The organism is Pseudoalteromonas gelatinilytica, from assembly GCF_001641615.1.
GTDB lineage: Bacteria > Pseudomonadota > Gammaproteobacteria > Enterobacterales > Alteromonadaceae > Pseudoalteromonas > Pseudoalteromonas gelatinilytica.
In genome coordinates, this window is sequence record NZ_LRRU01000010.1 from 56,625 (window position 1) to 75,176 (window position 18,552).

An 18,552-nucleotide genomic window follows, 5' to 3' on the forward strand; every position below is an offset into this window, starting at 1 on the left:
TCGCTGTGGCTTTTTATCAACGTTAAGGGATTTAGCGTTTAAATAGCTAAGAGTTTCCCTGCTATAAGCGAATGTAATGGAGTATAGATATGTTAATTCAAAAGCGGCTGTTAGCCGCGATTTTTGGTACCTTATTTTTAGTTGGATGCGGGGGAGGTGGAAGTAGTGACTCTGGAACTAAACCAGATCCTGTAGACCCCGTTAATCAAAGTCCAACAGTTTCTATTAGTGCTGACTCAGAGGGCACAGAGCAAACCTCATTTAAATTAAGCGCCGTAGCTGGTGATAGCGACGGTAGCATTGCTTCTTATAGTTGGACATCTGATGCTAGTTTTGATTTTGCACAAAGCGGTGGCTTAACAAGCGCAGAAGCTACTTTTCAAACACCTGATATAGATGCTGATACAACTGTTAACTTCACTGTCACTGTAACAGATAACGATGGGGCAACAGCTTCAGCAAAGCATAGCGTTATATTTAAACGAAATGTATCAACAGTGACAATTACCGGGATAGTAACGGATCAACCAATTGCTAATGCAGAGTTAGAGATTAATGTCGGTAGTGATGTCTTTTCGGTCAATGCAGATCCAACCGGGCGCTATACAATAGAGCTTGTTGTGGACGAATCTGCAAGTGAAAAGCTTGTGCTGGTTAAAGCAAAAGGTCTTGATAGCACCAATCCTGGGGTTGTTTTCGTTTCACAGTTAAGCTCAATTCAAGCGTTATTGGAACAGGCTGGTGAGGATAATACGCTTGATAGTGAAGACAACTTTGGCGTCAACATCACGAATGTGACGACCGCAGAGTATGCGCTTTTAACGCGTAATAATGAAGAACCTCAATCTGTCGAAGAGCTAAACGCAGCGTTACTAAATGTTGATGCTGATGAAAAAATCCTATTGGCAACTCTTATCAAAATCATCGTGGATAATGCTGACTATGTTCTTCCTGAAGGCGTAGAAAATACACTCGATCTTGTCAGTGACGAAGATACCGCTAAGAGTTTTGAAGATGAAGTAAATGAGAAAGATCCTGATCTCATTGAAGAGACGAAAGAAGAAATTAAAAAAGATGAAAACTTAGTTTCTGATAGCGATGAGCCTATTGTTGGTGATTTTATCGTTAACTCACCTCGTTATTATAACAATGATGCATATCACCTTGTCCTGGCAAGTGACGGTACGGGTGAACTTAATGCAAATACAAGCTCAACACTGACAATGAGTAAAGAATCAGGAGTGTATACTTTAGCATTGGCAAATAGTGTAGTGACTTACACTGATGAATATAACGATGGCAATGAATCTTATATTGCGCAAACAAAATTAACAGATATTAGTTTTCAAGTTTTAGCAGAAAACGAGGTTTTCAGAACGATTGAAGTAACTCAAACCACACAGCGAACATTGGACTACCAAAATGGTAGTGAACCCGTTGTGGAGCCTTCAAGTACTCGAACCTATACAACAAACCTGATTGATAAAACTAAAACAATAGCACTAAACACTGCTGAGTTAACAGAAAACACATGGATTTTAGACCTCAGAGACAATGATTACGATTCTGCGTCATCTGATGATGAACCTGAAACTTTACGCTTTTATGCCGATGGTACAGGAGATGTAACGGGTGAAAGTAGTGAGGTATTTAGTTGGGTACTCAATGATACTAAGTTATCTATTAGTTATGATGAAAATGGTGAAATTGGGCTAATTGAGTTTTGGTTCACGAAAGCCCTCTCTGCGGGCTATCAAGTTGTAGCATTAGACACTAGTTTTGATGAGCCAAGTAATACATTAACAGGCTTAATGATTAAAAAAGCGAATGTAACAACAACCGATGAGGATATTATTGGTCGTTGGCATGGTTTTGTTGGTACTTCTCAATCTTATGATTTGAATATTTACCCTGATGGTAGTGTTGCTATTGGTTTAGGTTATTCAAGTTTCCAAGGTCATATTGAAGATGGCAATTTCTCTAGAAAACGCTTTTATTCAGAAACATATGGTCTTGTTTCAAGCTGTGATGGCTTTGCTGATGACTGTTACCTTGAAAGTGAAATGCAACATGAATTCATTAACATTATTGGTAGCACCTATTACATTATCAGAACGCTAACTTATTACACTATGGCTGGTGAGGCATATGATGAAGTTAAATCGGTATTCATTTATGAATACAGTAAAGACTTGTCATACTCAGCCTTTACTGAAGAGCTATTAGAGGGTTCTATTTTATTTTATAAAGATGATAGCTCTTCAGATGCGATTTACATGCAATATAATGACTTAGGTGAAGTAGAGTATGTTGTCAGTTTTGATGGTGTTGAGCATATAGCAACGTTCAATGATGGCGTATTAAGCTATCAAGTTGATGGTAATACGTGGTTTGTTGAACTGGTTTCTGCGGATGAAAATGCTGTTACTATTTGCCGATACCAACAAGGAAGTAGTTGTTCAGCTGATACGCAAATTAGTTACTTACCTAAGCGCCCTAAAGTAACCTTAACTGTGAATCCATCTCAGAACGGTAACCTCTCACCTACCAGTCAAACTTCGTATTGGTACCAATATGCATCTTTCGTAATTAGCCCTGATGAAGGGTATGTTATTGACGAAATTACAGGATGCGAAGGATATATTGAAGGAGGCTATTATCTTGTCTATACCACAGGTGCTGATTGCGATATTACCGCAACGTTTAAACCTGCATTATTAGCTTCTGGCGAGTATATTTTAAATAACAGTGATTTATATAATGCACCAGCCTTGGGCTTATTACTAAATGCGGATAACACTGGCGCTGTAACTCTCAACGGTAGTTCAAATATCAACTGGTATGAAGTTGATGATCACATTGAGTTATCACCTATCGATAGTATCGTTGTAGAAGAATATATCTCTTTCCCTGATGGTATGACTGAGGTTCAGTATCGAACTGAGATCAGTTACGCTGAGTTAATGCCAATGGCAGAAAAAGGGCTTAATTGGCATTGGCTAACAGTTGAATATAGCTATTACGAGAATGACGTTTTAGTGAATACCAGCTCTGAAAGTTCCAATGTTTATGCTTTTGCTGATGGCGATGAAATTGCTGTTGCTAGTGATGATGTCGTAGGGCAATGGGCAGTAAGCGCAGAACAAGGAGGAGTGCTATTAAATATGCAGATCAATGCTGACGGAACGGGCTCTTACATAGATATTTTGAATGATGAGCAAGATACGTTTAGTTGGCAGATCATTGATAGCAACTTAGTACTTAATCACAACAGTGATAATTCAACAGATACTCTCTACTTCACTAAAAATATCAACGTTGGTTACCAATTCTTAGACCAGGGTAATGATAGCGAAGGGGATTATGTAGATGCAGGCATGTTTGTTAAACGCAATGAAGTAGCCATTAATACAGGTAATTTTTCTGGTCGTCATCGATTTAGAGAGGGCCATGAAATTGATTCGCATTGGAGTGAAATCCAAATTTATGACGATGGTGAAATCTTCTTTACCTTTAGTACAAGTTCATTTCAGGGAAGCTTTGTTAATAACCGCTATATTAGAAGGCTTTATGTAGATACTAGCTCTGGAGGTTGGGAAACAACTGACTTCTGTGATACTAGCTTAGATACATGTTTCCTTTATGGTGAGTTTGTTTACAAGCTAATTGCTATTGATGGAGCCCGATATTTTGTCGAGCGTACTGTGGCGTTCGATGATAATGGCACTGGGGTGCTAGAAAAATTCTCTGCCAATCTATATGTACATGATTATGCTAGTTCAACAGCAGTTGATAAATTCTACGACTACAACTTATATAGCTTCACTTTATATGAGAGCGATGGCACAACATGGTCATTAAGTGAGCAGGATTATAATGAAGATAGTCAGTCTTACGATTACTCACTGACGATTGGAGATCAAAGTATCACGGGTGTTCAATTGGTTGATGGTAAATTGTCATTTATTGAAAATGGCCAAGACACGCTGCTTGAGCTTATCAGTAACAATCGTACCGAACTCGTTTTCTGTAAGTATTTAGCAGGTAATAGTTGTCAGTCACAAGATCAAGTTTCCCTTTCTATGAGCAATTAAACGTGTAGTAAATTGTGCAATCTAAAACAGCCACATTTGTGGCTGTTTTTATTTTTTAGATTAAATATTCTAAAAGCCAAGTGTAACGATCTTAAAATTATGCATTATGCTTTGCTGGTTTACATAAAAACGCAAAAATTCCCCGCTAATTGAATTAAAATCCTCGCCAATATTCTCAACGTAATAAGGCGAGATCGAAATGACTACATTAAACAACCAGAACCTTTTACAACTTCGTTTTGTAAGCCAAGCGCATATTGATGCAGTAAAGCCTTCGTTTGCTAACCTACCTGCTAATCCATACGCAGATGGTGAATTTCGTAAGCGTCGTTATTCAGTCATTAAAGTTGTTGATGGTGAATTAAAACTACAACCAACAAAAGCATTCGTGCAAGATGACTCAATCAATACCTTTCAGGGTAATGTAGAGCGCACGTATGAGAACCTTGAAGATAGCTTATTAGCGACGGATGGCATGAAGCAAATCGTTAATCAGTTCCGCGATATGACAGGTATTAGCGATGATCGCGATATAGAAATTCATCAATTTAGAATGCTTGCGATCGACAGCGACACACCTGCTGCGCCAGAAGGTGTTCACCAAGATGGTTTTGATCACGTATGTGTATGTGGTGTATCACACGAAAACCTAGAAGGTGGTGAGCTACTTGTTTACGAACACCAACAAGCTGAACCATGTTTCAAGATGGAAATTAAAGACGGCATGTTCGCACTGATTAATGACCGTGAAGTATGGCACAACGCAACGCCAATGAATAAAGTAGACGCAAGCAAAGAAGGTTACCTTGATTGCTTCGTACTCACTGCTTAAGGGTAACTCATGAACTTAACGCAATTACGTCGCCAATTCCCTGCACTTATGCAACAAGTTGCAGGACAGTCACCTATTTTCCTTGATGGCCCGGGTGGCTCTCAAGTGCCACAGTCAGTCTTAAGCGCTATGACTGCTTACTTGGGTTACTACAATTCAAACTTAGGTGGTGCATTTTTCTCAAGTGACAAAACAGTCGAGTTAATGGCAAATGCTCGCCAAGCTGCAGCTGATTTATTAAATGCCCCATCTAAAGAGCAAATCGTGTTTGGTGCAAACATGACAAGCTTAACGTTCAGCTTTAGCCGCGCTATCTCGCGTGATTGGACTAATGATGATGAAATCATCGTTACCAATGCAGATCACTTCTCAAACGTATCATCTTGGCAGCAAGCTGCTGAAGATAAAGGCGCGACAGTAAAAACGGCTCTTATCAACGAAGCTGATTGCAGCTTAGATATGGCACACTTTGAAAGCCTTTTATCTAGCAAAACAAAGCTTGTTGCAGTGACGTATGCATCAAACACCACAGGTTCAATTAATGACATTAAACGCATCGTTGAGCTTGCACATGCTGTTGGTGCGCTAGTTTATGTTGATGCCGTACATTACGCACCTCATGAACTTGTAGATGTACAAGCACTTGATTGTGACTTCTTAGCCTGCTCTGCATACAAGTTCTTTGGTCCTCACCTTGGTATTGTTTATGGTAAACGTGAACACCTTGAAGGTTTCACACCATACAAAGTTGAGCCGGCAAAAGATGTTGCGCCAGGTCGCTGGGAAACGGGTACGCAAAGTTTTGAAGCACTGGCTGGCTTAATTGCAGCTGTTGATTACATTGCTGCAATTAGTGAACTTGACGAAAGCCATTCACGCCGAGAAAAACTTGCGGCTGCATTTGCTATTACTAAACAACATGAAATGGCATTAAGTAAGCATTTCTTAACGCGTTTAGCTAATTATCCGCGTATAAAGTTATTCGGTATTGATGATTTAGATCGTTTAACTGAGCGTACACCGACTTTTGCCCTCACATTTGAAGGCATTGAGCCACGTATTGTGTCTGAGTTTTTAGGTAAGCAACATATTTGCGTGTGGGATGGTAATTTCTACGCCCAAGGCTTATGTAAGCAGCTCGGTGTATTAGAAACCGGCGGTGTAGTACGCATTGGTTGTATGCACTACAACACAATTGAAGAGCTTGATAAGGTTTTTGATTTATTTGATCAATTACTGGCAGGTTAAATCTGAGTTGTTAGTTTTAATTAAGCTATAAGTTATAAGTTTTAAGCAGCCTGAGTGGGCTGCTTTTTTATTGCCATAAAAAAGCGCAACATCAAACGTTGCACTCCTTCTACTAATAGCTTTAGCTTAGCTTAGTACCGCTTACCGCTTACCGCTTACCGCTTACCGCTTACCGCTTACCGCTTAGCATTAGGATTGTGGTTGGCCATAAATTTGTTCCGCGCGGTTGAATAAGACCCACGAGGTTAAAATATACTTATCATTTGAAATTGGCTTATTACCACGGTGCGTGTGAGTAAAGTAGCCTGGCGCTACGACCATAGTGCCTTGTTTAGGTGATATTTTTCGTTGTTGATAGTAAAACTCAGTTTCACCACCTTCTTCTACATCATTTAAATAGAACATAAATAACAGCACGCGATGCAGAGCTTCGTTGTGGCCAGCTTGCGGGTATACCTCGCTATGCCAATAAGGGTAGCCACCTTTATTGATATCGTATTTCTGTGCTTGAATTGGACCCATGCGGAAAATTTGCTGCACGAGTAATGGCAATTGTGGTTTGCCGACTTCTTCAAAGTTATCTTGTGTTAGGTCAACAGGTTCGCCTGTTTGCGGATGGTAAACTTTTAAACCAAAGGCACCAATCATCATAAAAATATGCTCTTCAAGGTACTTGAAGATGTAACCTGCAGTCGTTTGTTGAACGTGTTTAAGTTGCTCAGCGTATTCAGGATGATTATTAAGGTATAAATCGCGGCTGTCTTTTTTCGCTAGATCCACTCCGCCTGAGGTAATGCCTTGTTTTAAATGCGGGCTTTGTTCAAATACCGTGATAAAGTTGTCGCAAAATTCTTTGCTGAGGGCGTTTTCGTATACGCGAATAAAGTCCGTCATGAGCTACCTTTAGTTTATATTTTTTATAGGGTTACTATGTTTACTGAAACTATCACACCACGCTTTAGCGAAACAGATGTGCTAGGGCACATCAACAATACCGTACTCCCTGTATGGTTTGAAGCCGCCCGAGCGCCTATTTTCAGGTTTTTTACGCCCGATTTAAACCCTTATGAGTGGAAACTGATCATTGCTAAAGTTGAAGTAAGCTTTGTCGGTGAGTTGTTTTATGGTCACGATGTCACAGTGAAAACCAGTGTTGAGCACATCGGCTCTAGTTCATTTGTACTGCGCCAAGAGGCTTGGCAGCAAGATAACTGCTGTGCCGTTGGTAAAACTGTACTAGTACGTTACGACTTTGCAAATAAATGCTCGCAAAAACTTGATGAGCAAGAAAGGGCTGACCTCACAGCACATTTAATCGCTGAGGAATAACCCATTTTTTGCCGACATTTATGTGTGCTTGGGGTAAAATGCGCCTTCATTATTTTGACTGAGTAATTTTGGGTTACACGCAATGCTGTTAATGATCGACAATTATGATTCGTTTACATACAACCTAGTGCAATATTTTCAGCGCTTGGATCAAGATGTATTAGTTAAACGAAACGATGAGATCAGTATCGCTGAGATAAAACAACTAAACCCAGAGCACATCGTACTTTCACCTGGACCATGTTCGCCAAACGAAGCAGGCATTTCTTTGCAAGTGGTTGAACAATTAAAAGGCCAGTTGCCAATTCTTGGTATTTGCTTAGGTCACCAAACCATTGCACAGGCACTAGGTGCTGATGTGATCCGTGCAAAGCAAGTGATGCATGGTAAAACTTCATTAGTTAAACATACCAATCAAGGTGTGTTTAACGGTTTGGCAAACCCGCTGACCGTGTGTCGTTACCACTCTTTAGTGGTGGATAAACAAAGTTTACCCGATGAATTTACTATTACCGCATGGACAGAACAAAATTCTGATTTTGATGAAATTATGGGTATCATGCATAATGATTTAGCACTGGAAGGAGTGCAATTTCACCCCGAAGCAATTTTGACCCAACAAGGGCTTGAATTACTTGCTAACTTTTTAACTCGCTTCTAATCTTAGGCTAGTGAATTAACAAATATGACCGACAATACGCCTGTGCAAATGACCGAAGAAAACCGACAACAAAGGACTGCGATGGTGCTTAATGAGCGCGCGCACGATCTTTTGCTTGGCCACAGTTTTGCACAGCGTCAAATTGGCTATATTCACACCCTTGAAATTGATTATGGCGAATCAATGGAGCAACGCACTTTATTAGAGGTTGAAGTTGCTGCCGAGAAGAAACGCCAAAAGAGCAGCACTGCTCATCATAAGTATCGCGCCCAAGCGAGTAAGCAATTACACCAAGTAATTGAAGCTGCCATGCATAAGCAGCTTGAAGACATTGATGCCGTGATTCACGAAACAATCGGTATCCAAGATAGCGTCCCTGCTATTTTAGATATTTTAGCTGTGCGTTCAGCCTCAGTGGGTCGACTCGAGCCCTTAGTTAAAGACTTAAGTTGGTTAGGTCGTGAGCTTGTCGCGTTTGTGAATTTGCCTTTTTACCGTCAACAGCGAAATAAGCACACCTCAGTCAAAGTTGATAACCCACTTTTAGCGCTGCGCTACATTGGCTTAGATAACTTAAAGTTTGTGGTGCCAACCTTTGCGGTACGCCATTGGATGCCGCACAGTACAGAACCATTCCCGCTGTTAAAACGTCGACTTCGTGATAATTCAATGGCGTGTGCTATCGCGGCTCAAGAGATTGCGAAGCTTAATGGTGTAAATGAGGTGCACGCCTTTACCTTAGGTATGCTACTCGATGTGGGTAAGATAGCGCTAGTTCGCATATATCTTCGTATTTTCGAGTTAGTTTGGCAGCGCCAAGTAACAAAAGCCCGTGATGAGCAAAAGAAAGACTTGCACACAGCTTTATTAGAACTAAAACCTGACCCTTTGTTTTTAAGCACCTTGCTAAACAAGCAGTCGATGAAGGTAACAGCGACCGTAATTGAGAAAATGGCCTTTAGGTATTTACCATTTAATGCGGTCATGCAGCAGTTAACGACGCCTCTGGCTAAAAATGATGAGTATTTGCCACTTACCAAAGTGATTTTAAAAGCCCGTTGTTATGCCCAGTATTTAAGTTTAAATGAGCATCAACTGGTCGAAAGTGACGAAACTGAGCGTTGGTTTGCGCACTTCGATTTCAGCAAAGAAGAGCTTGATCAGCTAGCAAAATGCAATTTTGATCGCTTTCATATCCAAATTAATTAAAAAAATTGTTAATTTTTTTGCGACTATTCATTCACTGTTTATCAATCCGCAGCAACAAACTTTTTCTCTTTAGCCTCTGCTTGGCTCACTAGCGGCACGCCTTTTTGTTCTATTTTGAGTGAAAAACAACCTTCAAATAGTTATTCACTATCCATGAAAAAATATCTCAAGCCCTTTATTTTCAAGGGCTACATGAAAGTTTTCTAAGAGACATGACGAAAATTTTCTGAAATAATGGATGAATGAAAATTGAACCAAAGAGTAATTTTGGTGATTTTGCGCTAAGCTCAATCGGCTAAGTAAAATGGCTTAGTTTAGCTTTAGAGCGCCACCTTACTCTGTGTGTGCTTACAATTATGAGGATATAAAATGACAGTCAATCGCGAATTATTTGATCAAGTAATGGTTCCTAACTATGCACCATCAAGTGTTATTCCAGTTCGAGGCGAAGGCTCTCGCGTATGGGACCAAGAAGGTCGCGAATTTATCGATTTTGCTGGTGGTATTGCTGTTAACTGTCTTGGCCATTGTCACCCGGCTCTTGTAAGTGCATTAAAAGAGCAAGGCGAAAAAATTTGGCACTTATCAAATGTAATGACGAATGAGCCAGCACTTCGTTTAGCTAAAAAGCTAACTGATGCAACGTTTGCAGAGAAAGTATATTTTGCAAACTCAGGTGCAGAAGCAAACGAAGCGGCACTTAAGCTAGCACGTCGTTTTGCACTGGATAATTACGGTGAGCAAAAGTCACAAATAATCTCATTCAATAAAGGCTTCCACGGCCGTACATTCTTCACTGTAACAGTAGGTGGTCAAGCTGCATACTCTGATGGTTTTGGTCCAAAACCAGGTGATATCGTACACTGTGACTACAACGATTTAGCGGCTTTCGAAGCGCTTATCTCAGACAATACCTGTGCGGTAATGATGGAGCCTCTGCAAGGTGAAGGCGGTATCATTTCTCCAACTGCTGAGTTTGTTGAAGGTGTTCGTGCGCTATGTACTAAACACAATGCACTACTTATCTTTGATGAAGTGCAAACAGGTGTTGGTCGTACTGGTGAACTTTATGCTTACCAAGGTCTTAATGTAACTCCAGATATATTAACAACGGCAAAAGCGTTAGGTGGTGGTTTCCCAATCGGTGCGATGATCACGACAACTGATATTGCTAAGCACTTAAAAGTCGGTACTCATGGTTCTACTTACGGCGGTAACCCACTTGCGTGTGCAGTAGCAGAAGCTGCATTCGACACAGTAAATACACCAGACGTACTTAACGGTGTTAAAGAAAAGTCAGCATTATTCCGTGAGTTACTAACTGCGATTAACGAAAAGTACAATGTATTCACTGAAATCCGTGGTGAAGGTCTTTTAATTGGTGCAGTGGTGACTGAGCAATTCAAAGGTCGTGCAAAAGAATTCCTAGTTGCCGGTACTGAAGAAGGCGTTATGTCTTTAGTTGCTGGTGCTGATGTTGTTCGTTTCACACCGTCACTTGTTATTCCAGAAGCTGATATCCGCGAAGGTATGGCTCGTTTCGAAAAAGCAGTTGCAAAAGTCGTAAACGGCTAAGCGAAACTGTCATTTCAGGGCAAGCTAGGCTTGCCCTCATTTCTTAATTTACCGTTATTTATAAGGGAGCAAGCGGACTTATGATGATCCTTCGCCCAATCCAGCAAAGCGATTACCAAGCCTTAGTAAAGATTGCTGATGAATCAGGACATGGCTTTACGTCTTTGCCTAATAATGAAGAGTTATTACAAAAGAAAATCGATCACTCTGTCAGCTCATTCGCAAAAACAGCGCAGCAGCCAGGTGATGAAGGTTACTTGTTTGTTCTTGAAGATAGCGAAACGGGAGAAGTTGTAGGGACTTCAGGTATTGAAGCTGCCGTAGGTTTAGATGATGCTTTTTATCATTATCATTTAAGCAAAGCGATTCACTCATCTCGTACGCTAAACGTGTATAAAGCCGTTGATATTTTAACGCTGTGTAATGATTACACAGGTGCAACTGAGCTGTGCACTTTATTCTTAAAAGACGGCTACCGTAAAAACAATAACGGTAAATTGCTTTCAAAAGCGCGTTTTATGTTCATTAACCAACATAAAGAGCGTTTTGCTGAAACAGTGATTGCAGAAATGCGTGGTGTTTCAGATGAAAATGGCGAAAGCCCATTCTGGCAATGGCTCGAAGAGCACTTTTTCTCGATGGACTTTCCGACGGCAGACTACTTAACGGGTATTGGTCAGAAAGTATTTATCGCTGAGTTAATGCCAAAATACCCAATTTACGTCAACTTACTAAGCAAAGACGCGCAAGCTGTGATTGGTCAAGTGCATGACAATACACGCCCAGCGATTGAACTATTAAAGAGTGAAGGTTTTACTTTTAATGGTTATGTAGACATTTTTGATGCGGGTCCAACTGTTGAAGCTAAGGTCGATAATATCGCCACAGTGCGTAACGCAAGAACAGTAAAAGTTGAGATTGGTGAAAGCCAAGGCGACACCACGGTATTGTTAGCAAACGACAAGCTTGCTGATTTTAGAGCAACCGTGACTGAAGTGAGCCTTACGTGTGATGTCGATACCATCACAATTTCAAGTGAACTAGCCAAGGCGCTTCACCTAGAAGCTGGCGATTCAGTTTCACTTGCAACACTATAAAATTCAGGAGACATATTAATGACTCATGCAGCGCAATTTATTAATGGTCAATGGCAAGCGGGCCTTGGGCATGATTTTCAATCTGTAAATCCAGCAAATAACGATGTAATCTGGCAAGCAAACACAGCAACCGCTGAGCAAGTAGACAGCGCCGTTGCTGCTGCACGTGAAGCGTTCTACAGCTGGGCTGATAAAACATTTGCAGAGCGTTTAGCGATTGTAAAAACATTCGCAGAAACGCTTAAAGAACACAGCGAAGAATTAGCGATTGCTATCGCACAAGAAACCGGTAAACCACTTTGGGAAACTCGCACTGAAGCAGGTGCGATGGTGGGTAAAATTGCTATCTCTGAAAAAGCATTTTTAGAACGCACAGGTGATGTTGAAAACCCAATGCCACAAGGTCGTGCGATGATCCGTCACAAGCCTCATGGCGTTGTCGCTGTGTTTGGTCCGTATAACTTCCCAGGTCACTTACCAAACGGCCACATTGTACCTGCACTTTTAGCTGGTAATACCGTGGTATTTAAACCGTCTGAGCTAACGCCAGCAGTTGCTGAGTTAACGTTAAAGTTATGGCAAAAGGCTGGTCTACCTGCGGGTGTTATCAACCTTGTGCAAGGTGAAGTTGAAACAGGTAAAGCGCTTGCATCTCACAAAGGTATCGACGGCTTATTCTTTACGGGTTCTTCTCGTACGGGTCATATTTTACATGAACAGTTTGCAGGTCAACCGGGTAAAATTTTAGCGTTGGAAATGGGCGGTAATAACCCGTTAATCGTTACTGATGTTGCTGATACTAAAGCGGCTATCCACGATATTATCCAATCAGCGTTTATTTCTACTGGTCAACGTTGTACGTGTGCGCGTAAGTTGTTTTTACCAAAAGGTGAGCAAGGTGATGCCATCTTAGCGGGTCTTATTAAAGCAACTAAAGCAATTAAAGTGGGCGACTACGACGCAGAAGATCAACCTTTCATGGGGTCGATGATTTCTGCTACAGCGGCTGCAGGTATGGTTGCTGCACAAAAGCAACTTGTTGAGCTAGGTGCAGACGTACTTGTTGAGCTAACTCACAAAGAAAATACCGGCTTTGTAACACCGGGTATTTTAGAGTGTACAAACGTTGCTAACTTCCCAGATGAAGAGCACTTTGGACCACTGCTTAAAGTATTCCGTTTTACTGATTTTGATGCTGCTATTGATAAAGCAAATGACACAAGCTTTGGCTTGTCAGCAGGTTTATTAAGCGACAGCGCCGCTGATTACGATCACTTCTTACGTCGTATTCGCGCAGGTATCGTGAACTGGAACCGTCCTATCACGGGTGCATCAAGTGCTGCACCATTTGGTGGTATTGGCGCATCAGGTAACCACAGAGCAAGTGCCTACTATGCAGCTGACTATTGTGCATACCCAGTCGCTTCAGTTGAGCTTGAAAAAGTAGCGATGCCAGCGACATTGAGTCCAGGCTTAAAAATCGATTAATAATCGTAAATCATTACAAAAAGCAGCTTAGGCTGCTTTTTTTGTATGAGATGTCTAGCAAAGGTAGCAATTAAAAGCGCTTTCTGCTTAAATCTAAAGAGATAGTTTTTTATTAGGTGTGCAGTCGTATGGTTTTAGATAGGCAAGGGTACGATGATCTTGTCATGTATCTCACTCAAAATTTAGCGCTTTTTGAGAAGCCAGGTCAAATTAAACCAGGAGCTCCAACAGTGTTAGAGCTGATTGAAGACGTGATAGCAGAAAACGTCATGTTACTTTGCGAGCAACATACAGAGCTTAATACTGAACAACGTAGTCAAATAGTCCGCGAAGTCGACGGTATTGTTTACGACCTACAAGAAGTTCTTAGTAGTGTCACGAATCACACTGTAACCGTTGAACAGCATGCTTTTATCGATGAGTTTGCCGGATTGGTGAAAAACTTATTCGACAGTGCTGTTGTAGAAAACGCCTAGTTTATAAAGCACCACACAATCTCTCGTCTTAAGCGAGCAGCTTAAAATAAGCGACTCGCTTTCCTCTATAGCTCACCTCTTATCCCTTGCATCTGTGTGTGACTTGCTTACAATCAAGCAAAATAACTTTAAGAGATAAAACACATGCAAGCGAATGTAAAATGGGTAGAAGGTGATACGTTTATTGGCCTTTCAAATTCAGGTCACAATGTAGTTTTTGATGCAGGTAGCGATAGTGCAGCACCAAGCCCAATGGAAATGGTGTTAATGTCAGCAGGCTGTTGTTCATCTGTTGATGTTGTTAGCATTTTGAAAAAAGCGAAGCAGTCGTTTTCTGACGTACAAGTTAAGCTAACTGCTGAACGTGCAGAATCAGCGCCTCGCGTGTTTACTAAGATTAACCTACACTTTGTGGTTACCGGTAACGATGTCTCTGAAAAGCACCTTGCTCGCGCTGTTCAACTGTCAGCTGAAAAGTATTGTTCTGTTGCCTTAATGCTTGATAAAACAGTAGAAATTACGCATAGTCATGAAGTTGTGCAAGAACAGGTAAAATAACGCTTTTTCCGAGCACAAATTTCGTATAAAATCCGCGAACTTTTATTTCTGCTGGTGCAGGTTTCACTCGTTTAAAGGTTGGTTTAGCATGAATAAACCCTTCGATAAAATTAAGCTTCATGGCTTTAATAACTTAACTAAGAGCTTAAGCTTTAGTATTTACGATATTTGTTACGCAAAGACTGAACAACAGCGTAAAGAATATATTGAATATATCGACGAACAGTATAGTGCTGATCGCCTTACCGATATTTTAGGTGAAGTTGTGGATATTATTGGTGCAAACATCTTGAATGTTTCTCGCCAAGATTATGATCCGCAAGGTGCCAGTGTAACAATCTTGATCTCAGAAGAGCCGATTGAGCAACAAACAACGTATGACGTTGATGAAGCGCCAGGTCCTCTTCCTGAAACAGTGGTAGCGCACTTAGATAAGAGCCACATCTGTGTTCACACATACCCAGAAGCACACCCTGATGATGGTATTTGTACATTCCGTGCTGATATCGAAGTATCAACGTGTGGCATTATCTCGCCATTAAAAGCGTTAAACTTCTTAATTCACAGCCTTGAGTCTGATGTTGTAACAATTGACTACCGTGTACGTGGTTTCACCCGTGATGTTGATGGTGTTAAGCACTATATCGACCATGCAATTAACTCAATTCAGAACTACATGACTGAAGATACAAAAGAAGCGTACCAAATGATGGACGTGAACGTGTATCAAGAGAACTTGTTCCACACGAAGATGATGTTAAAAGAAACTGACTTGAATACTTATTTATTCGGTGTTTCTACCGCGGATCTTTCTGAAGACGAAGAAGAAGAAATTCGTTCTAAGCTAACTCGTGAGATGCAAGAGATCTTCTACGGTCGTAACTTACCAGACACAGAGTAAGTTACTATAGCTTCAGAAAAACGGCGCGTAATGTAAGTTACGCGCCGTTTTTTTATGCCTCATTGACTGCGTTCAGCTGTACTTATATGCTGATTAAAAGGCCAATTTAAGGATTGATATGTCAGTACCTCTCTCGCAGTCGGTATTTTTAGCAGAGCAAGTTCGTGACCATGAAGGACCTGCAGCTAAGCGCTCTGGCGTAACCTTGTATGAGCTTATGGAGCGAGCAGGGCTGGCGACTTATCAGCAAGCTATCAGCTATTTTCCTAAAGCAAGTACATTCGTTGTGTTAGCGGGCGTTGGTAACAATGCCGGTGATGGTTATGTTGTTGCTCGCTTAGCTAAACAAGCGGGCAAACAGGTTACGGTTATTGCAGCAATATCTGATAAACCGCTCAAAGGCGATGCGCTCAGTGCTCAGCAAGCTTGGCTTGACGCCGGAGGAGCAATAACCGCTGATACCAGTGCTATTGAGCGTGCAGATATCATTATTGATGGCCTGCTTGGTACGGGTATTCAAAGCGCGGTGCGCGAGCCTTTTTCAACCTTAATTAAAGCTGCCAACGAAAGCCAAGTGCCGATAGTTGCTATCGACCTACCCTCAGGTATTCATGCAGACACAGGTGTCGAACAGGGAGTCGCAATTAAAGCTGCACTCACTGTGACTTTTGTAGGGATTAAACAAGGTTTAGTGACAGGGCAAGGGCGAGCACATGCAGGTAACCTAGAGTTTGCTGATTTAGGTATTGAAGATGCCTTTTCAAAACTGACATCACCCACTGCAGAGTTTATCAACTATCAGACGCAGCCGAGGCTTCCTGAGCGCAATAATAACAGCCACAAAACCAGTCATGGAAAATTATTGTGTGTTGGTGGTAATGCTGGCACCGCAGGTGCAATTCGTTTAACTGCAGAGGCCGCTCTTCGCACTGGTGCGGGCATGGTCAAAGTGTATACCCATAGCAGTTCTATTTTGCCAGTGAGCATTGGACGACCTGAACTTATGGTGACAGATACAAATATAATTAGTGCGCTAGAGTGGGCGAGTTGTATTGCTATTGGTCCAGGGCTTGGTCAGGACGATTGGTCCGAAACAACCTTTGAAACTGTCATGCAGTATTGTTTCACTAATAACAAGCCACTGATTATTGATGCCGACGCACTTAATTTAATAGCTCAGCATGCTTCGTCATTCCCATTAGCGAATACAGTAATCACACCGCACCCCGGTGAGGCTGCAAGATTACTGAATTGCCGCACGGTTGATATTGAAGAAAATCGCTTTCATGCAGTAAAACAGCTTGCGCGCAGCTATACCACTACTTGTGTACTCAAAGGCGCTGGTAGTTTAATTGCTGATAATAACCAAACATGGGTGTGTACAGATGGAAATCCTGCACTTGCGGTTGGCGGCAGTGGCGATATATTAACAGGTATCATAGCGGCACTGATCGCACAGGGGCTTACTCCTCAGCAAGCAGCATGTTTGGGTGTAACATTACATGCAAAAGCCGGGGATATTGCCGCAGAGCGTGAAGGCGAAAGAGGCATGTTGCCGAGTGATTTGTTTGCGATAGTGAGGGAGTTGGTTAATGGCAGCTTTAAGCTGTAAGTTTTAAGCGATAAGACTTTAAGAACCATCTTATAAATTGTAATACTTTCCAACCTAAGCATAATTGAATAGAGCCTAGAGCCTAGAGCCTAGAGCCTAGAGCCTAGAACCTAGAGCCTAGAACCTAGAGCCTTAGATGTTGGGGGCGCTTGTGAACTTAGCTATTAGCTTATTGTTCTGTTAAATGGTACAAATAATCTAGACAAAGTAACTTGGACTCGCATGCTATCTTAAATTCTTACTTCTCGAATCCTGTCGATTATTAAGGTGTTGATTTTCATTGCTTTTATTTCTATCCTGTTTTTTGGTTTTAAATTTAAATCTTCGCGGTAACACCAGTAAATTTTTTGTAAATTACTGCTGGTTGTAAATTGACTTTTTTGGGATTGTCTACAAATATTAAGCCGCAGTTTCAGAAAAGCTCGTTTCGCCATGTCTCGGGAATGTTTTATACACCTTATAAAATTGCCTCATACTGCTTCGCTAAACTTCTGGGTGATGTTTGGAATGCACATTCCAACCCTACCAAATTTAAGGATATAAATATGAATAAGCACTTACTTATTTCAGGAGTGGCCTCGTGTTTTGTGTCTGCAGTGGCATTTGCAGATGTGACAGCTATGACTGGAACTATTCACTTACAACCCACAAATGGCAGTATTAATGGTTCGACAATCTCAGTATCGTCTGAGCAGGTTGTATCTGGTGGAACGTTTGGAACTTACACTACGCAGCAAATGTATGATGATGGTTTTCGGACTGAAGATGGAAAATTTGCAATGCAAATGTTCAACTATGGCTCAGGCATAGGCGCATTTGATATTCAACCAAGACCGAGCAGTTATACAATCCTTAATGATGGTGGAGCATCATATGATGTGTATTGGGGATGGCAATATTGGCTAATTTACACAAATGATGCAATGCACGGTACTATTTTGGCTGTATGGGATCAGATGCCAACTTCATTAACTTATTCATGTGATGATTACTGTCTTGTTTCAACTATCAGTGACCCGATAGGTATCGTTGATGAAGATATGGATCAAGACGGTATACCTGATGCTGTGGACAATTGCCCTGAAGTTGCAAACCCTGATCAGCTAGATTTTGATCAGGATGGTCAAGGCGATGTATGTGATGCCGATGTTGACGGCGATGGTGTGAATAATGATCTTGATTATTGCCCTAATACCCCAGCTTCAGAAGCGGTAACTTATGAAGGATGTTCTGTTGAGCAACATATGGCTGCACAATGTGGAGAATCATCAGAGTTTGCTAACCATGGTAAATACGTCAGTTGTGTTGCAAAAGCGGCAGAAGAGCTTTTAGATCAAGCTTTAATCACCGAAGAGCAAAAAGACATGATTGTCAGTGAGGCTGCTAAATCAGATAAAGGTAAACCAAAGAAAGGTAAGTAGCTAAGAGCAGCTCTAATTAAATAGAGTTTAGCAATTTTAAATCAGACTGTG

15 protein-coding genes are annotated in these 18,552 nt (G+C 41.3%); 14 read left to right on the forward strand and 1 reads right to left on the reverse strand.

Annotation, left to right across the window (positions count from 1 at the left end; genetic code table 11):
- Positions 1-89: 89 nt before the first annotated feature.
- From NH153_RS04825 to NH153_RS04835, 3 genes are all read left to right on the forward strand, one after another.
- On the forward strand, positions 90-4,094 hold the full coding sequence (locus tag NH153_RS04825) for a PKD domain-containing protein (protein ID WP_063701567.1): 4,005 nt from the start codon (positions 90-92) through the stop codon (positions 4,092-4,094).
- A gap of 199 nt (positions 4,095-4,293) precedes the next feature.
- Positions 4,294-4,926 carry a 2OG-Fe dioxygenase family protein gene (locus NH153_RS04830; protein WP_063701569.1) on the forward strand — a complete coding sequence of 211 codons (633 nt, stop codon included), beginning with the start codon at positions 4,294-4,296 and terminating at the stop codon, positions 4,924-4,926.
- Positions 4,927-4,935: 9 nt separating this feature from the next.
- Positions 4,936-6,174 (forward strand): cysteine desulfurase-like protein, encoded by a 1,239-nt coding sequence (locus tag NH153_RS04835; protein WP_063701571.1) that lies wholly within the window; start codon positions 4,936-4,938, stop codon positions 6,172-6,174.
- A 189-nt stretch (positions 6,175-6,363) separates the two neighbouring features.
- On the opposite strand, the gene NH153_RS04840 is transcribed toward NH153_RS04835, so the two are convergent.
- Positions 6,364-7,068 carry a 2OG-Fe(II) oxygenase gene (locus tag NH153_RS04840; RefSeq protein ID WP_063701573.1) on the reverse strand — a complete coding sequence of 235 codons (705 nt, stop codon included), beginning with the start codon at positions 7,066-7,068 and terminating at the stop codon, positions 6,364-6,366.
- Positions 7,069-7,104: 36 nt separating this feature from the next.
- Between NH153_RS04840 and NH153_RS04845 the strand changes: the two genes are divergently transcribed.
- The 11 genes from NH153_RS04845 to NH153_RS22075 all read left to right on the forward strand — a co-directional run bounded on the left by NH153_RS04845 (position 7,105) and on the right by NH153_RS22075 (position 18,501).
- Complete coding sequence (locus NH153_RS04845; protein WP_063701575.1) at positions 7,105-7,503, forward strand: acyl-CoA thioesterase; 399 nt, start codon at positions 7,105-7,107, stop codon at positions 7,501-7,503.
- 82 nt (positions 7,504-7,585) lie between these two features.
- Positions 7,586-8,164, forward strand: a complete 579-nt coding sequence (locus NH153_RS04850) for an anthranilate synthase component II (protein ID WP_063701578.1) — start codon at positions 7,586-7,588, stop codon at positions 8,162-8,164.
- A gap of 48 nt (positions 8,165-8,212) precedes the next feature.
- Complete coding sequence (locus NH153_RS04855) at positions 8,213-9,373, forward strand: HDOD domain-containing protein (RefSeq protein ID WP_063701648.1); 1,161 nt, start codon at positions 8,213-8,215, stop codon at positions 9,371-9,373.
- 369 nt (positions 9,374-9,742) lie between these two features.
- A complete protein-coding gene (locus tag NH153_RS04860; protein WP_063701580.1) occupies positions 9,743-10,948 on the forward strand; it encodes an aspartate aminotransferase family protein in 1,206 nt (401 codons plus the stop codon).
- An 80-nt stretch (positions 10,949-11,028) separates the two neighbouring features.
- Complete coding sequence (gene astA, locus NH153_RS04865) at positions 11,029-12,045, forward strand: arginine N-succinyltransferase (protein ID WP_063701582.1); 1,017 nt, start codon at positions 11,029-11,031, stop codon at positions 12,043-12,045.
- Between the two features lie 18 nt (positions 12,046-12,063).
- Positions 12,064-13,533: a succinylglutamate-semialdehyde dehydrogenase gene (astD, locus tag NH153_RS04870; protein WP_063701584.1), complete on the forward strand. Its 1,470-nt coding sequence runs from the start codon at positions 12,064-12,066 to the stop codon at positions 13,531-13,533.
- Between the two features lie 128 nt (positions 13,534-13,661).
- Positions 13,662-14,009 (forward strand): DUF3802 family protein, encoded by a 348-nt coding sequence (locus NH153_RS04875; protein WP_063701586.1) that lies wholly within the window; start codon positions 13,662-13,664, stop codon positions 14,007-14,009.
- A 144-nt stretch (positions 14,010-14,153) separates the two neighbouring features.
- Positions 14,154-14,567 (forward strand): OsmC family protein, encoded by a 414-nt coding sequence (locus tag NH153_RS04880; RefSeq protein WP_063701588.1) that lies wholly within the window; start codon positions 14,154-14,156, stop codon positions 14,565-14,567.
- Positions 14,568-14,655: 88 nt separating this feature from the next.
- Positions 14,656-15,468, forward strand: a complete 813-nt coding sequence (gene speD / locus NH153_RS04885) for an adenosylmethionine decarboxylase (RefSeq protein WP_063701590.1) — start codon at positions 14,656-14,658, stop codon at positions 15,466-15,468.
- A 118-nt stretch (positions 15,469-15,586) separates the two neighbouring features.
- The gene (locus NH153_RS04890) at positions 15,587-17,080 is read left to right on the forward strand and encodes a bifunctional ADP-dependent NAD(P)H-hydrate dehydratase/NAD(P)H-hydrate epimerase (protein WP_063701593.1); all 1,494 of its coding nucleotides are present in this window, start codon (positions 15,587-15,589) and stop codon (positions 17,078-17,080) included.
- Between the two features lie 545 nt (positions 17,081-17,625).
- A complete protein-coding gene (locus NH153_RS22075) occupies positions 17,626-18,501 on the forward strand; it encodes a thrombospondin type 3 repeat-containing protein (protein ID WP_063701595.1) in 876 nt (291 codons plus the stop codon).
- Positions 18,502-18,552 lie beyond the last annotated feature (51 nt).